Here is a 15,455-nt window from a genome sequence, read left to right as displayed (position 1 = left end):
ACACCAAGGAGCGCCCCATGGCCGAGATCAAAGACCCCGAAAACACAATCATCATGACCCTCAAGGATGGCGATGTCACGATCGAACTTTTGCCCGACGTGGCCCCGCAGCATGTGGCCCGGATGAAGGAGCTGGCCCGCGCAGGCGCCTATGACAATGTTTGTTTTCACCGGGTGATTGACGGTTTCATGGCCCAGACCGGTGATGTGGCCAATGGCAACATGGAAAAGGATTTCAACATCGGCCGTGCCGGCACCGGCGGGTCTGATATGCCCGATGTCCCGGCCGAATTTTCCAAGATCCCCCATGCGCGTGGATCCATTGGCGCCGCCCGGTCCCAGAACCCGAACTCTGCCAACAGCCAGTTCTTTATCAACTTCAAGGACAATGATTTCCTGAACGGGCAATATACGGTCTACGGCCAGGTCACATCCGGCATGGAACATGTTGATGCGATCACCCGTGGTGAGCCGCCGATGAACCCTGACCGGATGATCAGCGTGAAGGTGGCTGCCGATGTACAGTAAACTCGCAGCTTGTCTGGCCCTGTTTGCCACGCCCGCATTCTCAACCGGGTTAGAGATCGACATCGCGGGCGAGGCGAATGGGACCATCATTATTGACCTGTTCGAGGATAGCGCCCCTTTGCATGTCGAACAGATCACCGCGATAGCGGCGGCAGGGGATTATGACAACGTGGTCTTTCACCGGGTGATTGACGGCTTCATGGCGCAAACCGGTGACGTCGAAAATGGCGTGGCGGGCGGTGACCTGTCGCGTGCGGGCACGGGCGGTTCCGACTTTCCCGATATCCCGGCCGAATTTTCCGACAAGCCGTTTGATCGCGGCATCATTGGCATGGCCCGCGCACAGAACCCGAATTCTGCCAATAGCCAGTTTTTCATCATGTTTGATGCGGGCTACTTCCTGAACGGTCAATATACCGTTGTTGGTGAGGTCACCGCCGGGATGGATATCGTTGACGCAATCAAGCGTGGCACAGGCCCAAATGGTGCGGTGATCGGCAAGCCCGACCTGATGGCAGCCGTCCGCGTTACCGAATAACGCGCAATAACAAGATGCGCCCCTCCTCTCACATTGGTGCGAGGGGGGTAGCCCGGGCGCCGCAGGCCGGACATCTTGGTGTGACCACCAAGGAGTGACCGATGCGCCTGATGTCCCTGATCGCCGCCTTCTGCCTGTCTGCCAGTGCTGCGCTGGCCAGTCCCGAGTTCTGGAAACATGAATGGTCGCGGACAGATTTCGCGATCACAAGTGTCGAAAGCTGGCTGGAAATTCTGTCGGGCGGACCGCCGAGGGATGGCATTCCGGCCCTCGATGATCCCCGGTTCATTGCCGCAGTGGACGAGACGCGTCTGACCCCGCGCGAGCCTGTCATCACCCTTGAGCTGGACGGGCAGACCCCGCGCGCCTATCCGATCCGGTATCTGACATGGTATGAGATCGTGAACGACACCGTGGGCGAGATGCCCGTCGCCGTGACATTCTGCCCGCTATGCAATTCCGGCATCACTTTTGATCGTCGGACAGACGCCGGCGTTCTGCGCTTTGGGGTATCTGGCAAGCTGCGCAATTCCGACATGGTGATGTTTGACCGCGAAACCGAAAGCTGGTGGCAACAGGCCCTGGGCGAGGCGATTGTTGGCGAATTGACCGGGACCGAACTGACAAGCCTGCCATCCTGGATGGAAAGCTGGGCGGTGTTCCTGGCCCGCAATCCAGATGGTCTGGTCATGGATCAGCCTGACTTTGCCCGCAACTACGGCGCCAACCCCTATGTGCAATATGACAGCTCTGACCGGCCATTTCTGTATTCTGGTGCGTTGCCGCCGCATGATATCCCCGCCTTGGCGCGGGTGGTTCGGGTGGGCGATCAGGCGTGGCCAATGACCCGTCTTGCGCAGGCGGGCAATCTGGTCGAAGCGGGGCTGACCTTTACCTGGACGGCGGGGCAGGCCTCGGCACTTGATGCGGATCAGATCGGGCAGGGGCGGGATGTGGGCAATGTGCGGGTGCGCGATGCATCGGGGGCGGATGTGCCGCATGACGTGATGTTCGCCTTTGCCTATCACGCTTTCTGGCCGGACGGGGCCTGGATGCTGGGCCAATAATCACGGGCTTGACTTGCCCGGGTCCCGCCCGTCAGGTGCGCGGATGGAAAAGAAACCCCATATAGACGCGTTCGGCGCGATTGCCCTGTCGGGCTTTGCGTTGTTGCTGGCTTTCAATCAGGTCGTCATCAAGGTGACGAATGAGGGGCTGCAGCCTGTGTTTTTTGCGGGCATCCGGTCAGTTGGCGCTGTGATGTGCATCTGGCTCTGGCTGAAATGGCGGGGGATACCGCTGCATTTTGCGCCCGGCAAACATCTGGCGGGCTGGGCGGTCGGGCTGACCTTTGCGTTTGAATTCCTGTGCATGTTTGTGGCCCTTGATCTGACCACGGTCAGCCGGTCTGCGGTGATCTTTTATTCGATGCCGGTCTGGCTGGCACTGCTGAGCCATTTTCTGATGCCCGATGATCGCATGACCGCGACAAAGGCCGTTGGTCTGACACTGGCCTTTGCAGGTGTCTGCGTCGCGATCCTGGGCCGTGATGACGGGGCGGGGAATCTGTGGGGCGATATGGCCGCACTTGCCGCGGCCTGGGGCTGGGCGCTGACGGCGCTGCTGGCCAAAGCCTCGCCCTTGGCCCGCGTGCGTCCGGAAATCCAGCTTTTCTGGCAGGTCGCCGTGTCTGCGCCGATCCTGCTGATCGCGGCGCTGTTTTTCGGCCCCTTCATCCGCGAGCTTGCGCCAATCCATATCGCGGGGCTGATGTTTCAGATTGTGATTGTGGTCAGCGCCGGGTTCATCTTCTGGCTATGGCTTTTGTCGATTTACCCGGCATCGGGCGTGGCCTCGTTCAGTTTTCTGACCCCGGTTCTTGCGGTCTTCCTTGGCTGGCTTTTGCTGGATGAGGCCATTGGGCCGGATCTGATCGGGGCCCTGGGTCTTGTGACATTGGGGTTGTTTCTGATCAACTGGCCGGTCAGGTCCCGCAGAATGTCCGCATGAAGCGTTCATCATTGCCGGGTGGGCGGGCAAAACGGGCCGTGGCGTCGGTGATCGGCGCAAAGGGCGCAGTGACCGCATCAAGCATGGCGTGGAACGGGGCGTAGTCGCCATTGCGGGCAGCCGTGATCATTTTCTCGATCCGGTGGTTGCGGGGAATGATCTGCGGGTTGGTTTTTGACATCAACGCGTCCGCATCCGCGCCGCGCCGCAACGCCCAGCGGTCCTGCCAGCGTGCAAACGCGGTTTGATCCAGAAACTGATCCCCGGCCTTGTCCGATCCCAGATTGGCAAAGACATTGGTGAAATCAGCCTGATCCTTGGCCATCAGGTCCAGCAGATCGCTGATCAATGCCTGATCCTCGGCAGCAGGGGCGCTGATCCCCAGCTTTGCGGCGAAAACCGCCAGCCACGCATCTTCATAGATGGGCTGAAACCGATGCACGGCAGCGGTGAAATCTGTGATCGCCGCCTCGCGGTCTTGCATCAACGGGATCAGGGCCGTGGCGAACTGCGCCATGTTCCACGCCCCGATGCCGGGTTGGTTACTATAGGCATAGCGGCCGAACTGGTCGATGGCGCTGAAAACCGTGTCAGGATGGAATGCGTCGATAAAGGCGCAAGGACCGTAATCAATTGTCTCGCCCGCAATCGCCACGTTGTCGGTGTTCATCACCCCGTGAATAAAGCCAAGACCCATCCATTGCGCGATCAGTTTCGCGTAGCGGTCGATGACGGCATCCAGCAGGGCGGCGGGCCCGTCCGCATCGGGGTAGTGGCGCGCGATCACATGATCGGTCAGGGCCTGGAGTGCTGCGATATCCCCCCGCGCGGCAAAGAACTGGAACGTGCCGACCCGGATATGACTTTGGGCGACCCGGGTCACGATGGCACTGGGCAAGACCTCTTCGCGGTAGACATCCTCGCCAGTGGTGACGGCGGCAAGGGCGCGGGTTGTGGGCACGCCCATCGCATGCATCGCCTCTGACACGATATATTCACGCAGTACCGGGCCCAGCCAGGCGCGGCCATCCCCTTGCCGTGAATAAGGCGTGGGGCCGGACCCTTTGAGCTGGATGTCGCGGCGGATGCCATCGCGCCCGACAACCTCGCCCAGCAACACGGCGCGACCATCGCCCAATTGCGGGTTCCAGTTGCCAAATTGATGGCCGGCATAAACCTGTGAAAGCGGCGCGGCCCCATCGGGTATCAGGTTGCCTGCAAAAACCGCCGGGTCGGTGATGGGAAAGCCGATCAGATCGGCAAGGCCAGCATTATGCACAATCAGTTCCGGCGCCTTGACCGGCGTTGGGTGCAGCCGTGTAAACATCTGCGGCGGCAGATTTGCATATGTATTGTCAAAAACGCTGGTCATGATGTGCCCCGATCCTGCCTCGCCGCAGCTATCGTCGGCTTTGCGCCGGGCTGCAAGCGGGCGATGATCACAATCGGGCCAGCCGGTCGGCCAGCAACGCATAAAACCCGTCCGCGTCGATATCCTGCATAAAGGTGGCGTTGGGTGCCCGGTCCGTCACACGCCACCAGTCAGCCACCGTCATGCCAAGGGTCAGCTCCGATGTCGTCTCGATCTCGACATTGATATGTCGGCCTGCAAACAGATCGGGATTGATCAGATAGGCAATGGTGCAAGGGTCATGCAGCGGCGCGCCGTCCGAGCCGTATTTCTCGACGTCGAACCGTTCGAAAAAGTCTGTCCAGGCGGCGACCATATCGCCGACCTTGGTGCCCATATTGCGGAAGGCGTCGATCCTTGGCTTTGTCGTCAGCGCCTTATGGGTCACATCAAGGGGCATCATGGTGATCGGCACGCCTGCGGCAAAGACGATCTGTGCGGCCTCGGGGTCAACATAGATATTGAATTCTGCCGCGGGGGTGATGTTGCCCACCTGAAAATAGGCGCCACCCATCAGAACAATTTCCTGAACACGCGGAATGATATCGGGGGCATCCCGAAAGGCCATCGCGATATTGGTCAGCGGCCCGACAGGGCAAAGCGTGACCGTGCCCGGCGGCTCTGTCCGCAAGGTTTCGATCAGAAAGGCGACGGCATGCTGGTCTTGCAATGGCATCGTCGGGTCATCCATCGGTGGGCCATCCAACCCTGTCTTGCCATGCACATGTTCGGCCGTAATCAGTTTGCGCGATAGCGGGCCGTCACAGCCAGCAAAGACCCTGATATCCGGCCGACCTGCCAGTTCGCAGACGATGCGCGCATTCCTTTCGGTCAGCGCCAGCGGTGCATTGCCGGCAACCGCAGTCACCCCCAAAAGCTCAATTTCTTGCGGCGATGCAAGGGCAAGAAGAATCGCGATGGCGTCATCCTGGCCCGGGTCGGTGTCGATAATGATCTTGCGGGGGGGCATGGCGGCTCCATCCTTTTTTGTCGCCCGCCAATTTGTCCTTTCCCATGCGTCAACGCAAGAGATCAGAGCCGCCCGTGTCGCTGCAGCCGATCATGCAAGGCGCCTGTGGCCTCATGCGCCTGTTCAAGGGCAAAGATATAGGCCTGCGTCAGAAAAAAGCATGATGCATCCAGATCGGGGGCCGCGTCGGCTGCTTGCGCATAAAGGGTGACCAAGGCGCGGCGGTCGTTACGCGCATGCGCATCAAGCAGGGCCGCGTCGAGGGTCATGCCCCCTGCGCATCGGCAGATAACTGGCTGGCGACCCAGGCATGAAAGCAATGGGTTGGACCGTCCATCGCGGGGCTAAAGCGCCCGCCATCAAATTGTGGGGCGCGGCGGCCCTTTTGCATGCCTTCGACGACGGAAATATCCTCTTTAAAGACCTCTTTCCATTGGGCGCTGTTGCGTGCGCGCAAGCTGTCATCTGTCTGTGGGGCGGCATAGTAAAGGTGCACATGCTCGGTCGTGTGATCTAGCGCATGTGGTTCAAGAATGATGACAAAGGCATGGTCGCGCTGCACCCCAAGCAGCACATTGGGATAGAGGCAGATATATTCTCCCCCCGCGATCCAAGCCGCCGAAAGCCCGGCAAAGTCGGGAAAGGTGGTCTGATCATCACCCTTCAATTGCCGATACACATGTGTGCCCTGACCGGAAAACGCGCCGGGTTCGATGATGTGGTAGTGGTCTTCCAGCCGGGAATAACTGTTCAGCCCGGGGTGAACCCAGGGCAGATGATAGCTTTCGGCGTAATTCTCGACCGCCAGTTTCCAGTTGGTCCGGACGTCCAGAGTAAAGCGGCTATCCGGCCCGCCATGATAGAGGGGCTGGTCAAAGGCAGCCCAGCGATCCAGCAAGGTGGCATGCTGCGTGGCAAAGGGTGGGGCCGTGCCGTCCATGTTGATAAAGACGATGTCGAACCAAATGTGGCTGCGCACTTCATTCAACCCCAACAGATCCTTGTCGATAGCCGCATGTGTATTGTGGCCGGGGCCGCCGACATGCGGGGTGGACACAAGCTTGCCATCGGTACTGTAGCACCACGAATGATAGGGGCAGCGAATGGCGCCTTCGATCTTGCGGGGGGCGTCGACAAGGATCATGCCCCGGTGCCGGCAGATGTTTTCGAACACGCGAACCTGTCCGGCCCGGTCGCGGATCAGCAGCAGTGGGATACCCAGAAAGCTGATCGGCTTCGCATCCCCCGGCGCAGGGACATCAGCGGCAACCGCAAGACCGGCCCAGTTGCGCAGCAAAAGCGCGCGGTTCTCGGCCGCGAAGACGTCCGGGTCCGTATAATGTGCGTTGGGCAGGCCATGTGCGACCTCTATGGGCTGCTGCACCGCGTCAAGACCGGTCCGAGGTATATCCTTTGCCATGATATGCATCCTCCTTGCGCCAATTGTCCCATGTCCGGTGCCAATTTGCTGTGCTGCGGGCGACTGCGGTTTTTCTCACAGCGACATCATATGGCGCCGGTCTGCCGATTGGGCTGATCAGGATCGGAGAGGATTTGCCGGTTCCCGCGGTCCCGCAATGGTCAGCGTTGTTTGGCGCAGTCCGGGTGTGGGATTTGGCGCGGTGGCGCTGATTTTTCTTTTCTTTTCAGCAAGGCATGGAAAGGGCCGCCTGATGCCTCCATCTAGGGTGCAGAAGGGATGACCCCTTCGCATATGTTCATAAATGGAGAACGAAAATGACCCATACGACAAAGCTGCTGACACCACTCGCCCTTATCGTTGCAATGGCTGCGCCAGCTTTTGCCCAGAACGCTGAAATCGACGTGAATGGCGATGGGATGTACAGCTTTCCTGAACTGCAGGCTGCCATGCCTGAAATGACAGAGGACGAATTCACAGCGCTCGACAGCACAGGCGATGGCCTGCTGGATGCTGACGAGATTGCTGTCGCAACAGAAGCTGGCCTGCTGCCAGCCTAAAGTGGTCTTGATCGGGCCAGCCCATTGGCCCGATCAGCCTCGCCCCCGCATCCTGCCCCAAAAGGATGCGGGGGTTTTTGGTTGGCGCACAGCCCCAATCATACCCATCCAAAGTCCAATTCATGCCGCGATTTCGTGGCGAAGCGAGCACCGACAACGTGCTAGCGTTTGTCGTGCTTTGAGGGGCTTGCGCCGGCGCGAGCACTTTCACCGCAGCAAGCCCAGTGTCTTGGACAGGATTGGCCGGGGTGTCTTAACCCCTGGCTGCATATGGCGGGCTAGGCTTTGTCGCCGGGCAGGGGGGCAGCATTCCGGTCCACTTCAGAGGACGGCGCATCCGACACGGCGATCCGTCCCGCATACCAGTTTGATAGAGGTGCCGCAGTGATCCCATGCAGTAATGCGCTGATCCAGACGGTGTTGACGGCCAGATGCAAAATGGTCTCACCCAGCGCATGCGGCACCTCGTCGATGACCAGCAATGCAAAGAGCGCCGTTGCGAGCCCCCGCGGGCCAAACCAGCCAAAAAACAACCGGGTCAGAAACGGGGCATCTGTTCCGGCAAGCGATAGCCAGATCGCAAGGGGCCGGACGATGAAAAGGCTAACCAGGATCAACCCGAACATGGGCCAGGTCAGATGCGCGACGGCCTCTGGCACCAGGGCGATCCCCAGCAAAAGGAACGAGGCCCAGACCAGTAGCTGGCCTTCACTTTCAGTGAACTCATAAACGAATTTGCAGGCCCCCTTGATCATGGCCCCAAAGAACAAGCCTGCCACAAATGCGGCAATAAAGCCGTTGCCCCCGATCAGTGTTGCGCTGAGATAGGCCGCCCCCGCCATCGCCAGCGCACCAACACCTTCATAGATATCGGCAGTTGTGCTGTATTTCTTGGCCCGCAACAGGATCCAGCCGCCTGCGGCACCAATCGCCGCCCCCGCCAGCGGACCCAAGGTAATCTGCTTGGCGGCAAACAGCACCCAGGCGCCGCTGCTTTGCATTGTCGCGGCGGTCAGCCCCGCAAAGAACAGCACCGCAGGCAGCGCAAGCCCATCGTTCAGGCCGCTTTCCACCGTAAGCGCCCGGCGCAACCGCACGGGCAATTTGGGATTTGATACAACGGCTTGCCCCAATGCGGCATCCGTCGGGGCAAGAATGGCCGCAGCGAGTATGACCGCAACGGGTGTCCAACCGCTCAGGAGCAAAAAACCGGCCAGGCTTCCGAATACGATCGTCAGCGGCAGACCGATCAGCAGCATGCGCAGGGGCCACACATGCCGTTGGCGCAGCGCGCGCAGGTCAACTTGTGCCGCGTCCAGAAACAGCAAGACGACAAGTGTGATTTCCGCCAGCGGGTGCAATAGCCGTTCGCTGGTTGCATGATCCACCATACCGGTGACCGACAGGACAGCCCCGGCCCCTAGAAAGACCATCGGCGCGGTCAGGATCGTGGTCTCCAGACGTTTGGCGATCATCGCATAGCCCGCGGTCAGCATGCAGATCGCCAAAAAACCAGTCATTTCACACCCTCATCTTTCCAAACACGGCCCGGGCCACTCTGGCGCGCTTTGGCTCGATTGTCATGACGCTCCGGGCGTTTGGGGCGGTGGGGTGGCAAAACTTTACGTTACTGGCATCCTTTGCAAGCGGCCAGTTGGGCGTCAGCGCCGGTGGGTCCAATGCGGTCAATTTGCGAAAAGCGCGTGTGCTGCGCATCGTACCCATTGCGGAGTGGACGATCAGAAAGAAGATGTTTTTCGTTTGGTTTGAACCGCGTTTGGCCGTTTCGTAAGTGGATATCGCGCTCGGTCAGGCCGCGACCCGGCTTGATGGGCGAGAGCTGCCTTACGGTGTTGTCTGGCTGCGGGTTAAGAAAAACGAGGTCGTGGCCGAGATCAGACGGTTGACCGCAATTTGGTCAATCCCGACGATTGACGAAATTGAAGCGGAGCTTGCGGCCAAAGACGTACGGTATCAACAGGTGTGACGGCAGGAACGCGGACAGGGTGACAATTACCTCGGAGCAATCGCCGACTTGGAAATCCCCGATTGGCGGCTCATTTATATTTGCAGTAGGACGCGCACCGCCCCCTACTTTCTCAGGCAAGTGTTGAAGTTCATTCCGGGGTACCAGACCCTTGCCGGCGTTGTTGCGTCCCGCAAGAATGCGCCTCGTCAGAACAGCATAAGTTGAACACAGCCATGACCAGATATTTGATCACCTTTTCCGTCGGCCAAGACAGCGATGTCTCACAGGACGCGCTGCACGACATCTTGGGCCGTTTAGAGACCGTGCGCCGGGATGGCGGCGGATATCACCATCGCGATGGCGCATCATTTGTGCCCAAAGCTGATGGCGTCTCCTTTGATCTTGCGGCTGAGGACCGCCCGCTTTTTGCCGCGCTGTCTGATATCTACGCAGCACTGCACCCACAAAAATGGGGCATGTCGTTTGCCTTGTTGGAGCGCGATGACTTGCAAGAGGTGACGCTCTTTGGGGGGCTTTCAATCGAAGGCGATGGCATCTTTGCGGGTCAAACAAAATATGTTGCAACCGATGAGGTGCTCATCTCGGTGGATGTATTTGTGGTGACATGGCCGCGGCTGTTTGTCCGGTCTGATGACGAGCCAGTCGGCGCTGATGGGGATATCACTTATGATACTGTATCGGTGCCTTCGGTCGCGCCGTTGCTATTTTCTTTGCCGTTACTGGCGGTGGCGGCAAATCAGGATCAGGAAGAGCTGATCGTGATTCTGCCCGATGCAAATTTGTCTATTGAAGCTGCGATGGGCGGAATCATAGGGACGGATGCAGCCGAACAGATCGACGATGGGCACCTCATGCTTGTTGATCCCGATGGCGAAACCAAGGCCGAAGCCCTGACTTTCAATTCAAACCGCGGCCCGGTGATCGAGCTGCGCATCCAGGTCCCTGACCGGTCGAGTCCTGCATTTCTAAGCCTCTTGGCCAAGCGTATAGCGACGGTAACGCGCGCCGCTGCTTTGCTTGTGGTGGAAGAAGATTTCGAGACGTTCACCTTCGATGTTCGGCCCGTGCAGCATGACGGTGCTTTGGGTCCGGCGGAACGGATCATCTTTGACCTCGACTGAAGCGTTTCCGTTTTAATGGGGTGGTCTGCCAGATATTGCGGCGTTCAAGCTGACAACGGATTTGATCATCGCGGGAACAGCCCGTAGCCCTGAGGCCAAACCCCGCCGGGATTGGCCTGCCACCGTAAGCATTCCGGACCGTCTGCACGATGGTGTTCAAGGCAGAAGGGCCGTCACGCTGGATCAGGACGAAAAGCCAATGGCAGTTGTCGCAAGCCGACAACCGTACCCTTGGCGCAAAGGTCGCGGAAATGCCTGGCTATGGGGTGATAGGGCGTAGCCGGTCCGCCGAGTGATCCGGAAAACGGGTCGCACCAGTTGAACGATGCGCGGCCATAGTCATTTGGGGCGGTTGCCGTCAGGCGGCTGATTTGTCGCGTAGTCCGGACAGCGTTTTGGTGAAGAACGCGTTCTGCCCACGCCGCAGCATGTATTCGCAGATGACGCAGGCAAGGTCCCGGTGCCCCTGCGCGACCAATTGCCGGGTCAGGTTGCGCATATAGGGTTCGTCATAGCGACGGGCCCGCAGCAATTGGGCAAAGCGTTTCTTGTCAAGTGATCCGTCCATTGCCAACTTGATCATCACGTCATGAATGCCCATCCGGTCAAAGCTGCGCGCCAATTGGCGGCCCAGCAACGGGGCAGGCATCAGGGCGACATTGCTGTTGCGAAACAGGCCTGCATGGATGGCATCCATCGGCTCGTGCGGATCATAGGCGATAAAGACCGCGTCGGCCCCTTCGACCATATCGGGGGCGTAGCCATAGCGGCTTTGAAAATCGAGGCGGCGATGCGCGCGATACCGGTGGTCCCATCCGGCCACGCTGGCATCCAGGGTGGCTTGCGGGCTGAGGGCGATTACGGTCGCACCGGGGGCCACAACCGAAAAGGCCGCCGCGGCATAGCCACATTCATTTGCCCCGTGAAAAACGACTGTTTCAAAGTCTTCAAAGAACGCGTCATCGCTGAGCCGGTCAAAGAAGTCATAGACGGCCCGATCACGGAACCAACTGCGCGACATGGAAAAAATCGCCAGATGCGACCAGCCGTCATGGCGGGCATAGGCAAAGCCGCGCGGCTCTGCATCGGGGTTATGGGCGCGGATGTCTTCCACATTCTCGAAAGTGACCAGCAGCTTGTTCCCGGCCTCCAGAAACCCTGCGAAATGTGTGCAGCCCAATTGCTCGAAAAAGCCGAAATCCTCGCAGATATCATCAATTTGCGCGAACCAGTCATTTGGGGACAGGTCCGTCAGATCGGTTTCGATGGTCAGTTGGGGGTCTTTCATTGGCGCAGCTCCGGACGGGCCGGGGACATCCCGGCGGTCCAACCTACCTATGGGACGTTTGCGGCGGAAATGGGCAATATTGGGGCTCTATTGACCCTGCATGCGGCCTAAAAGAATGCCTGCAGCCCGGTTTGTGCACGGCCTAGAATAAGTGCGTGCACGTCATGCGTGCCCTCGTAAGTGTTCACAGTCTCCAGGTTGACCATGTGCCGCATGACCTGAAATTCGGCGCTGATTCCATTGCCGCCATGCATGTCCCGGGCGGCGCGTGCGATATCCAGCGCCTTGCCGCAATTGTTGCGTTTCATCAGGCTGATCATCTCGGGCGCTGCGGTGCCGTTTTCCATCAAGCGGCCCAGCTGCAGTGCAGATTGGGTGCCAATTGCGATCTCGGTTTGCATATCGGCCAGCTTCTTTTGGAACAGCTGCGTTTGCGCCAGCGGCTTGCCGAACTGCTTGCGATCCAGCCCGTATTGCCGCGCGGCGTGCCAGCAGGCTTCGGCGGCCCCCATGACCCCCCATGCAATGCCGTAGCGCGCCCGGTTTAGACAGCCAAATGGCCCTTTGAAGCCCTGCACACCGGGCAAAAGCGCGTCTTCACCAACATGCACATTGTCCATCACGATCTCGCCCGTGACCGACGCGCGCAGCGACAGTTTATTGCCGATCTTCGGCGCGCTGAGACCGGGCATCCCCTTGTCCAGCACAAAGCCCCTGATTTTGCCATCATGTGCCTCGGACTTGGCCCAAACCACAAAGACATCAGCAATCGGGGCATTGCTGATCCACATCTTGGACCCGCTCAGAACATAGCCGTCATCCGTTTTTCTGGCGGTCGTCTTCATCCCGGCCGGATCGCTGCCTGCGTCCGGTTCTGTCAGGCCAAAGCAGCCAATCAATGTCCCCGCCGCCAGCCCGGGCAGATATTTTGCGCGCTGCGCGTCGCTGCCATAGGCATGGATCGGGTACATCACCAGCGAGGACTGGACCGACATCATGGATCGGTAGCCGCTATCGACGCGCTCGATCTCGCGGGCGACCAGCCCATAGGTCACATAGCCCGCACCAAGACCGCCATATTCCTCGGGGATCGTGATCCCCAACAGCCCGGCCTGACCCATCTGCGCAAAGACTGACGGGTCGATCGTGGCGTTCTGATAGGCGTCGGTGACTTTCGGCTGCAGCACATCGGTGGCGAATGTCCGGGCGGCATCGCGCAACATCCGCTCATCCTCGGTCAGCTGGTCCTCCAGCCGCAGCGGGTCGGCCCAGTCAAACGGGCCCAGATCAGGGCCAAAGCCTGTCGTCTTGATTGGTGTGGAATCATTCATGGTGCTGTTCTCCCGACGTTGTGGGCAGCCTAGGCCTTTGGTCCAAGACGGGCAATGTCGCCTTGACGCGCCGGGCGTGGAATGCAGTTGTTGGCAGGCAAGGGGAGGCAGCGATGAGCTTTGCTGATATCGACGAGGTGCAGGCACGTTTGGGCGCGCAGGACTATGTCTGCGGTCGCGCGCTGGCGACTGTGGTGTTTCTGGCTCAAAAGCTGGGCCGCCCCTTGTTTCTGGAAGGTGAGGCAGGCACCGGCAAGACAGAAATCGCCAAGGCGATTGCGGCAAGTCTGGGGCGCCGCCTGATCCGGCTGCAATGTTACGAGGGGCTTGATTCCAATTCGGCAGTCTATGAATGGAACTTTGCCGAACAAATGATTGCGATCAGGGCAGCAGAGGCCGCAGGCGGGGCAGATCGCGACGGGCTGAAGTCAGAGCTGTTTACCGAAGACTACCTGATCGCACGCCCTTTGCTGGAGGCAATGCGCCCCCAGCCAGGCGGCGCGCCGGTTCTGTTGATTGACGAGCTGGATCGGACAGATGCCCCTTTCGAAGCCTTCCTGCTGGAGGCCCTGTCGGATTTTCAGGTGACCATCCCCGAGCTGGGGACAATCCGCGCGCCAGAGCCGCCGATTGTCATTCTGACATCAAACCGCACCCGCGAGGTGCATGATGCGCTGAAGCGCCGCTGCCTGTATCATTGGGTCGACTACCCCGATTTCGCGCGCGAAATCGAGATACTCGGCGCCCGCGCGCCCGAGGCTGCCGCAAACCTGTCGCGCGAGATTGTCGCCTTTGTGCAGCGTTTACGCGGCGAGGATCTGTTCAAGAAACCCGGCGTCGCCGAAACCATTGACTGGGCAAAATGCCTGTTGGCCCTGGATGTGATCAACCTGTCGCCCGAGGTGATCGCCGATACGTTGGGTGCGATCCTCAAATATCAGGACGACATTCAAAAGCTCCAGGGGTCCGAGGCCAAGCGCATCCTGGATGAGGCAAAGGCCGATCTGGCGACGGTCTGATGGTCAAGCTCCCCGAACTCAGCCTGCCTGATGACCCCAAGCTGGCGCAGAACATCACCCATTTCGCCCGCGCCCTGCGCAAGGCTGGGCTGCCAATCGGACCGGGCCGGGTGATCGACGCCATTCGCGCGGTTGAGGTGGCTGGGTTCACCAAAAAGCGGGATTTCTATTGGGTGCTGCATGCCTGTTTCGTCTCCAAACCAGAAGAGCGTGCAGTCTTCGGCCAGATGTTTCGGCTTTATTGGCGCGATCCGCAATATATGGAAAAAATGATGGCCATGATGCTGCCCGCCGTGCGCGGTGTGCAGGAAGAACGCACAGCGCAGGCCGCCGAAAAACGGGCGGCCCAGGCATTGCTTGATGGCCAATTGCCCGATCTGCCCGCCCCGCCGGACGCGGATGACGCCGTTGAAATTGATATCGACGCGTCGCAAACCATCTCGGCGCAAGAACGGCTCAAGACACTTGATTTCGAGCAGATGAGCACTGCGGAAATGGCCGCTGCAAAGCGGATGCTTGCAAGCCTGCGGCTGCCTGTGTCGCCGGTGCTGAGCCGCCGGACCATGGCCCGCCCGGGCGATCTGGCCGATTGGCGCCGGACCATGCGCGCCGCGATCCGCCGGGGCGGCGAAATCAATGAATTTGCCACCCGCAGACGCAGGCCGCGTTATCCCAATCTTGTGGTCATATGTGATATTTCCGGATCAATGGCGTCATATTCACGTGTTATCTTGCACTTTCTTCACGCCGTCGCAAATCGCGAAGGGCAGGGATGGGCGCAGATACATGCCTTTACCTTTGGCACAAGGCTGACCAACATTACCCGGCATTTGCGCAAGCGTGATGTGGATGCAGCCTTGGCCGCCGCAGGGGCCGAGGCGCAGGATTGGGAAGGCGGCACCCGGATCGGTGAATGTCTGACGCAGTTCAACAGGGATTGGTCGCGCCGCGTGATGGGGCAGGGTGCGGTTGTGCTGTTGATCACCGACGGTCTTGATCGTGACCCGGGCGCGGGGCTGGGCGCTGCGATGGAGCGTCTGGCCCTGACCGCCCGCCAATTGATCTGGCTGAACCCCCTGTTGCGTTGGGACGGGTTTGCGCCCAAGGCCCAGGGCATTGTCGAGATGCTGCCCCACTGTTCAAGCTTTCGCGCAGGTCATAATATCGAGGCGCTGGAGGGGCTGGCCGCCGCATTGTCCAGCCCGGATGACGTGGGGCAAAAGGCGCGTCTGATGGCGATGATGGAATGAATATGCACCGGGCGGCAGGG

General features: G+C 59.7%; 16 protein-coding genes. 9 read left to right on the top strand and 7 right to left on the bottom strand.

Annotated elements, in window-relative coordinates; genetic code table 11:
- Nucleotides 1-17: 17 nt before the first annotated feature.
- From AABB31_RS05715 to AABB31_RS05700, 4 genes are all read left to right on the top strand, one after another.
- Nucleotides 18-527: a peptidylprolyl isomerase gene (locus AABB31_RS05715; RefSeq protein ID WP_342075418.1), complete on the top strand. Its 510-nt coding sequence runs from the start codon at nt 18-20 to the stop codon at nt 525-527.
- Nucleotides 517-1,065 carry a peptidylprolyl isomerase gene (locus AABB31_RS05710; protein ID WP_342075419.1) on the top strand — a complete coding sequence of 183 codons (549 nt, stop codon included), beginning with the start codon at nt 517-519 and terminating at the stop codon, nt 1,063-1,065. Before AABB31_RS05715 ends, AABB31_RS05710 begins: the two co-directional genes overlap by 11 nt.
- A 101-nt stretch (nt 1,066-1,166) precedes the next feature.
- Complete coding sequence (locus tag AABB31_RS05705) at nt 1,167-2,132, top strand: DUF3179 domain-containing protein (RefSeq protein ID WP_342075420.1); 966 nt, start codon at nt 1,167-1,169, stop codon at nt 2,130-2,132.
- Between the two features lie 43 nt (nt 2,133-2,175).
- Nucleotides 2,176-3,075 carry a DMT family transporter gene (locus AABB31_RS05700; protein ID WP_373635512.1) on the top strand — a complete coding sequence of 300 codons (900 nt, stop codon included), beginning with the start codon at nt 2,176-2,178 and terminating at the stop codon, nt 3,073-3,075.
- On the opposite strand, the gene AABB31_RS05695 is transcribed toward AABB31_RS05700, so the two are convergent.
- The 4 genes from AABB31_RS05695 to AABB31_RS05680 all read right to left on the bottom strand — a co-directional run bounded on the left by AABB31_RS05695 (nt 3,050) and on the right by AABB31_RS05680 (nt 6,876).
- Nucleotides 3,050-4,447 (bottom strand): protein adenylyltransferase SelO family protein, encoded by a 1,398-nt coding sequence (locus AABB31_RS05695; RefSeq protein WP_342075422.1) that lies wholly within the window; start codon nt 4,445-4,447, stop codon nt 3,050-3,052. The genes AABB31_RS05700 and AABB31_RS05695 overlap by 26 nt on opposite strands.
- Nucleotides 4,448-4,514: 67 nt before the next feature.
- A complete protein-coding gene (locus tag AABB31_RS05690; protein ID WP_342075423.1) occupies nt 4,515-5,456 on the bottom strand; it encodes a nucleoside hydrolase in 942 nt (313 codons plus the stop codon).
- A gap of 62 nt (nt 5,457-5,518) precedes the next feature.
- A complete protein-coding gene (locus AABB31_RS05685) occupies nt 5,519-5,725 on the bottom strand; it encodes a hypothetical protein (RefSeq protein ID WP_342075424.1) in 207 nt (68 codons plus the stop codon).
- Nucleotides 5,722-6,876, bottom strand: coding sequence for an aromatic ring-hydroxylating dioxygenase subunit alpha (locus tag AABB31_RS05680; RefSeq protein ID WP_342075425.1), 1,155 nt, complete (start codon nt 6,874-6,876; stop codon nt 5,722-5,724). Before AABB31_RS05680 ends, AABB31_RS05685 begins: the two co-directional genes overlap by 4 nt.
- A 317-nt stretch (nt 6,877-7,193) precedes the next feature.
- Between AABB31_RS05680 and AABB31_RS05675 the strand changes: the two genes are divergently transcribed.
- Nucleotides 7,194-7,436, top strand: a complete 243-nt coding sequence (locus AABB31_RS05675) for a hypothetical protein (protein WP_342075426.1) — start codon at nt 7,194-7,196, stop codon at nt 7,434-7,436.
- A 278-nt stretch (nt 7,437-7,714) separates the two neighbouring features.
- Here AABB31_RS05675 and AABB31_RS05670 read toward each other — a convergent pair whose 3' ends face one another.
- On the bottom strand, nt 7,715-8,956 hold the full coding sequence (locus tag AABB31_RS05670; RefSeq protein WP_373635511.1) for a cation:proton antiporter: 1,242 nt from the start codon (nt 8,954-8,956) through the stop codon (nt 7,715-7,717).
- A 272-nt stretch (nt 8,957-9,228) separates the two neighbouring features.
- On the opposite strand from AABB31_RS05670, the gene AABB31_RS05665 reads away from it, so the two are divergent.
- Both AABB31_RS05665 and AABB31_RS05660 read left to right on the top strand, forming a co-directional pair.
- Nucleotides 9,229-9,423 carry a hypothetical protein gene (locus tag AABB31_RS05665; protein ID WP_342075428.1) on the top strand — a complete coding sequence of 65 codons (195 nt, stop codon included), beginning with the start codon at nt 9,229-9,231 and terminating at the stop codon, nt 9,421-9,423.
- A gap of 215 nt (nt 9,424-9,638) precedes the next feature.
- Nucleotides 9,639-10,547: a hypothetical protein gene (locus AABB31_RS05660; protein WP_342075429.1), complete on the top strand. Its 909-nt coding sequence runs from the start codon at nt 9,639-9,641 to the stop codon at nt 10,545-10,547.
- A gap of 358 nt (nt 10,548-10,905) precedes the next feature.
- On the opposite strand, the gene AABB31_RS05655 is transcribed toward AABB31_RS05660, so the two are convergent.
- Entirely contained in the window at nt 10,906-11,835 is a 930-nt protein-coding gene (locus AABB31_RS05655) for a phosphoadenosine phosphosulfate reductase (protein WP_342075430.1), read from the bottom strand.
- 107 nt (nt 11,836-11,942) lie between these two features.
- A complete protein-coding gene (locus AABB31_RS05650) occupies nt 11,943-13,166 on the bottom strand; it encodes an acyl-CoA dehydrogenase (protein WP_373635510.1) in 1,224 nt (407 codons plus the stop codon).
- A gap of 113 nt (nt 13,167-13,279) precedes the next feature.
- On the opposite strand from AABB31_RS05650, the gene AABB31_RS05645 reads away from it, so the two are divergent.
- Both AABB31_RS05645 and AABB31_RS05640 read left to right on the top strand, forming a co-directional pair.
- A complete protein-coding gene (locus AABB31_RS05645; protein WP_342075432.1) occupies nt 13,280-14,185 on the top strand; it encodes a MoxR family ATPase in 906 nt (301 codons plus the stop codon).
- A complete protein-coding gene (locus AABB31_RS05640; RefSeq protein WP_342075433.1) occupies nt 14,185-15,435 on the top strand; it encodes a VWA domain-containing protein in 1,251 nt (416 codons plus the stop codon). The genes AABB31_RS05645 and AABB31_RS05640 overlap by 1 nt, the downstream gene beginning before the upstream one ends.
- Nucleotides 15,436-15,455 lie beyond the last annotated feature (20 nt).

The sequence above is a fragment of the Yoonia sp. SS1-5 genome, from assembly GCF_038443705.2.
Lineage (GTDB): Bacteria > Pseudomonadota > Alphaproteobacteria > Rhodobacterales > Rhodobacteraceae > Yoonia > Yoonia rhodophyticola.
This window is presented reverse-complemented; position numbering and strand designations above follow the sequence as displayed.

Coding starts and splice junctions, on each gene's coding strand:
- AABB31_RS05715 (WP_342075418.1), top strand. CDS start 18: ATGGCCGAGATCAAAGACCCCGAAAACACAATCATCATGACCCTCAAG.
- AABB31_RS05710 (WP_342075419.1), top strand. CDS start 517: ATGTACAGTAAACTCGCAGCTTGTCTGGCCCTGTTTGCCACGCCCGCA.
- AABB31_RS05705 (WP_342075420.1), top strand. CDS start 1,167: ATGCGCCTGATGTCCCTGATCGCCGCCTTCTGCCTGTCTGCCAGTGCT.
- AABB31_RS05700 (WP_373635512.1), top strand. CDS start 2,176: ATGGAAAAGAAACCCCATATAGACGCGTTCGGCGCGATTGCCCTGTCG.
- AABB31_RS05695 (WP_342075422.1), bottom strand. CDS start 4,447: ATGACCAGCGTTTTTGACAATACATATGCAAATCTGCCGCCGCAGATG.
- AABB31_RS05690 (WP_342075423.1), bottom strand. CDS start 5,456: ATGCCCCCCCGCAAGATCATTATCGACACCGACCCGGGCCAGGATGAC.
- AABB31_RS05685 (WP_342075424.1), bottom strand. CDS start 5,725: ATGACCCTCGACGCGGCCCTGCTTGATGCGCATGCGCGTAACGACCGC.
- AABB31_RS05680 (WP_342075425.1), bottom strand. CDS start 6,876: ATGGCAAAGGATATACCTCGGACCGGTCTTGACGCGGTGCAGCAGCCC.
- AABB31_RS05675 (WP_342075426.1), top strand. CDS start 7,194: ATGACCCATACGACAAAGCTGCTGACACCACTCGCCCTTATCGTTGCA.
- AABB31_RS05670 (WP_373635511.1), bottom strand. CDS start 8,956: ATGACTGGTTTTTTGGCGATCTGCATGCTGACCGCGGGCTATGCGATG.
- AABB31_RS05660 (WP_342075429.1), top strand. CDS start 9,639: ATGACCAGATATTTGATCACCTTTTCCGTCGGCCAAGACAGCGATGTC.
- AABB31_RS05655 (WP_342075430.1), bottom strand. CDS start 11,835: ATGAAAGACCCCCAACTGACCATCGAAACCGATCTGACGGACCTGTCC.
- AABB31_RS05650 (WP_373635510.1), bottom strand. CDS start 13,166: ATGAATGATTCCACACCAATCAAGACGACAGGCTTTGGCCCTGATCTG.
- AABB31_RS05645 (WP_342075432.1), top strand. CDS start 13,280: ATGAGCTTTGCTGATATCGACGAGGTGCAGGCACGTTTGGGCGCGCAG.
- AABB31_RS05640 (WP_342075433.1), top strand. CDS start 14,185: ATGGTCAAGCTCCCCGAACTCAGCCTGCCTGATGACCCCAAGCTGGCG.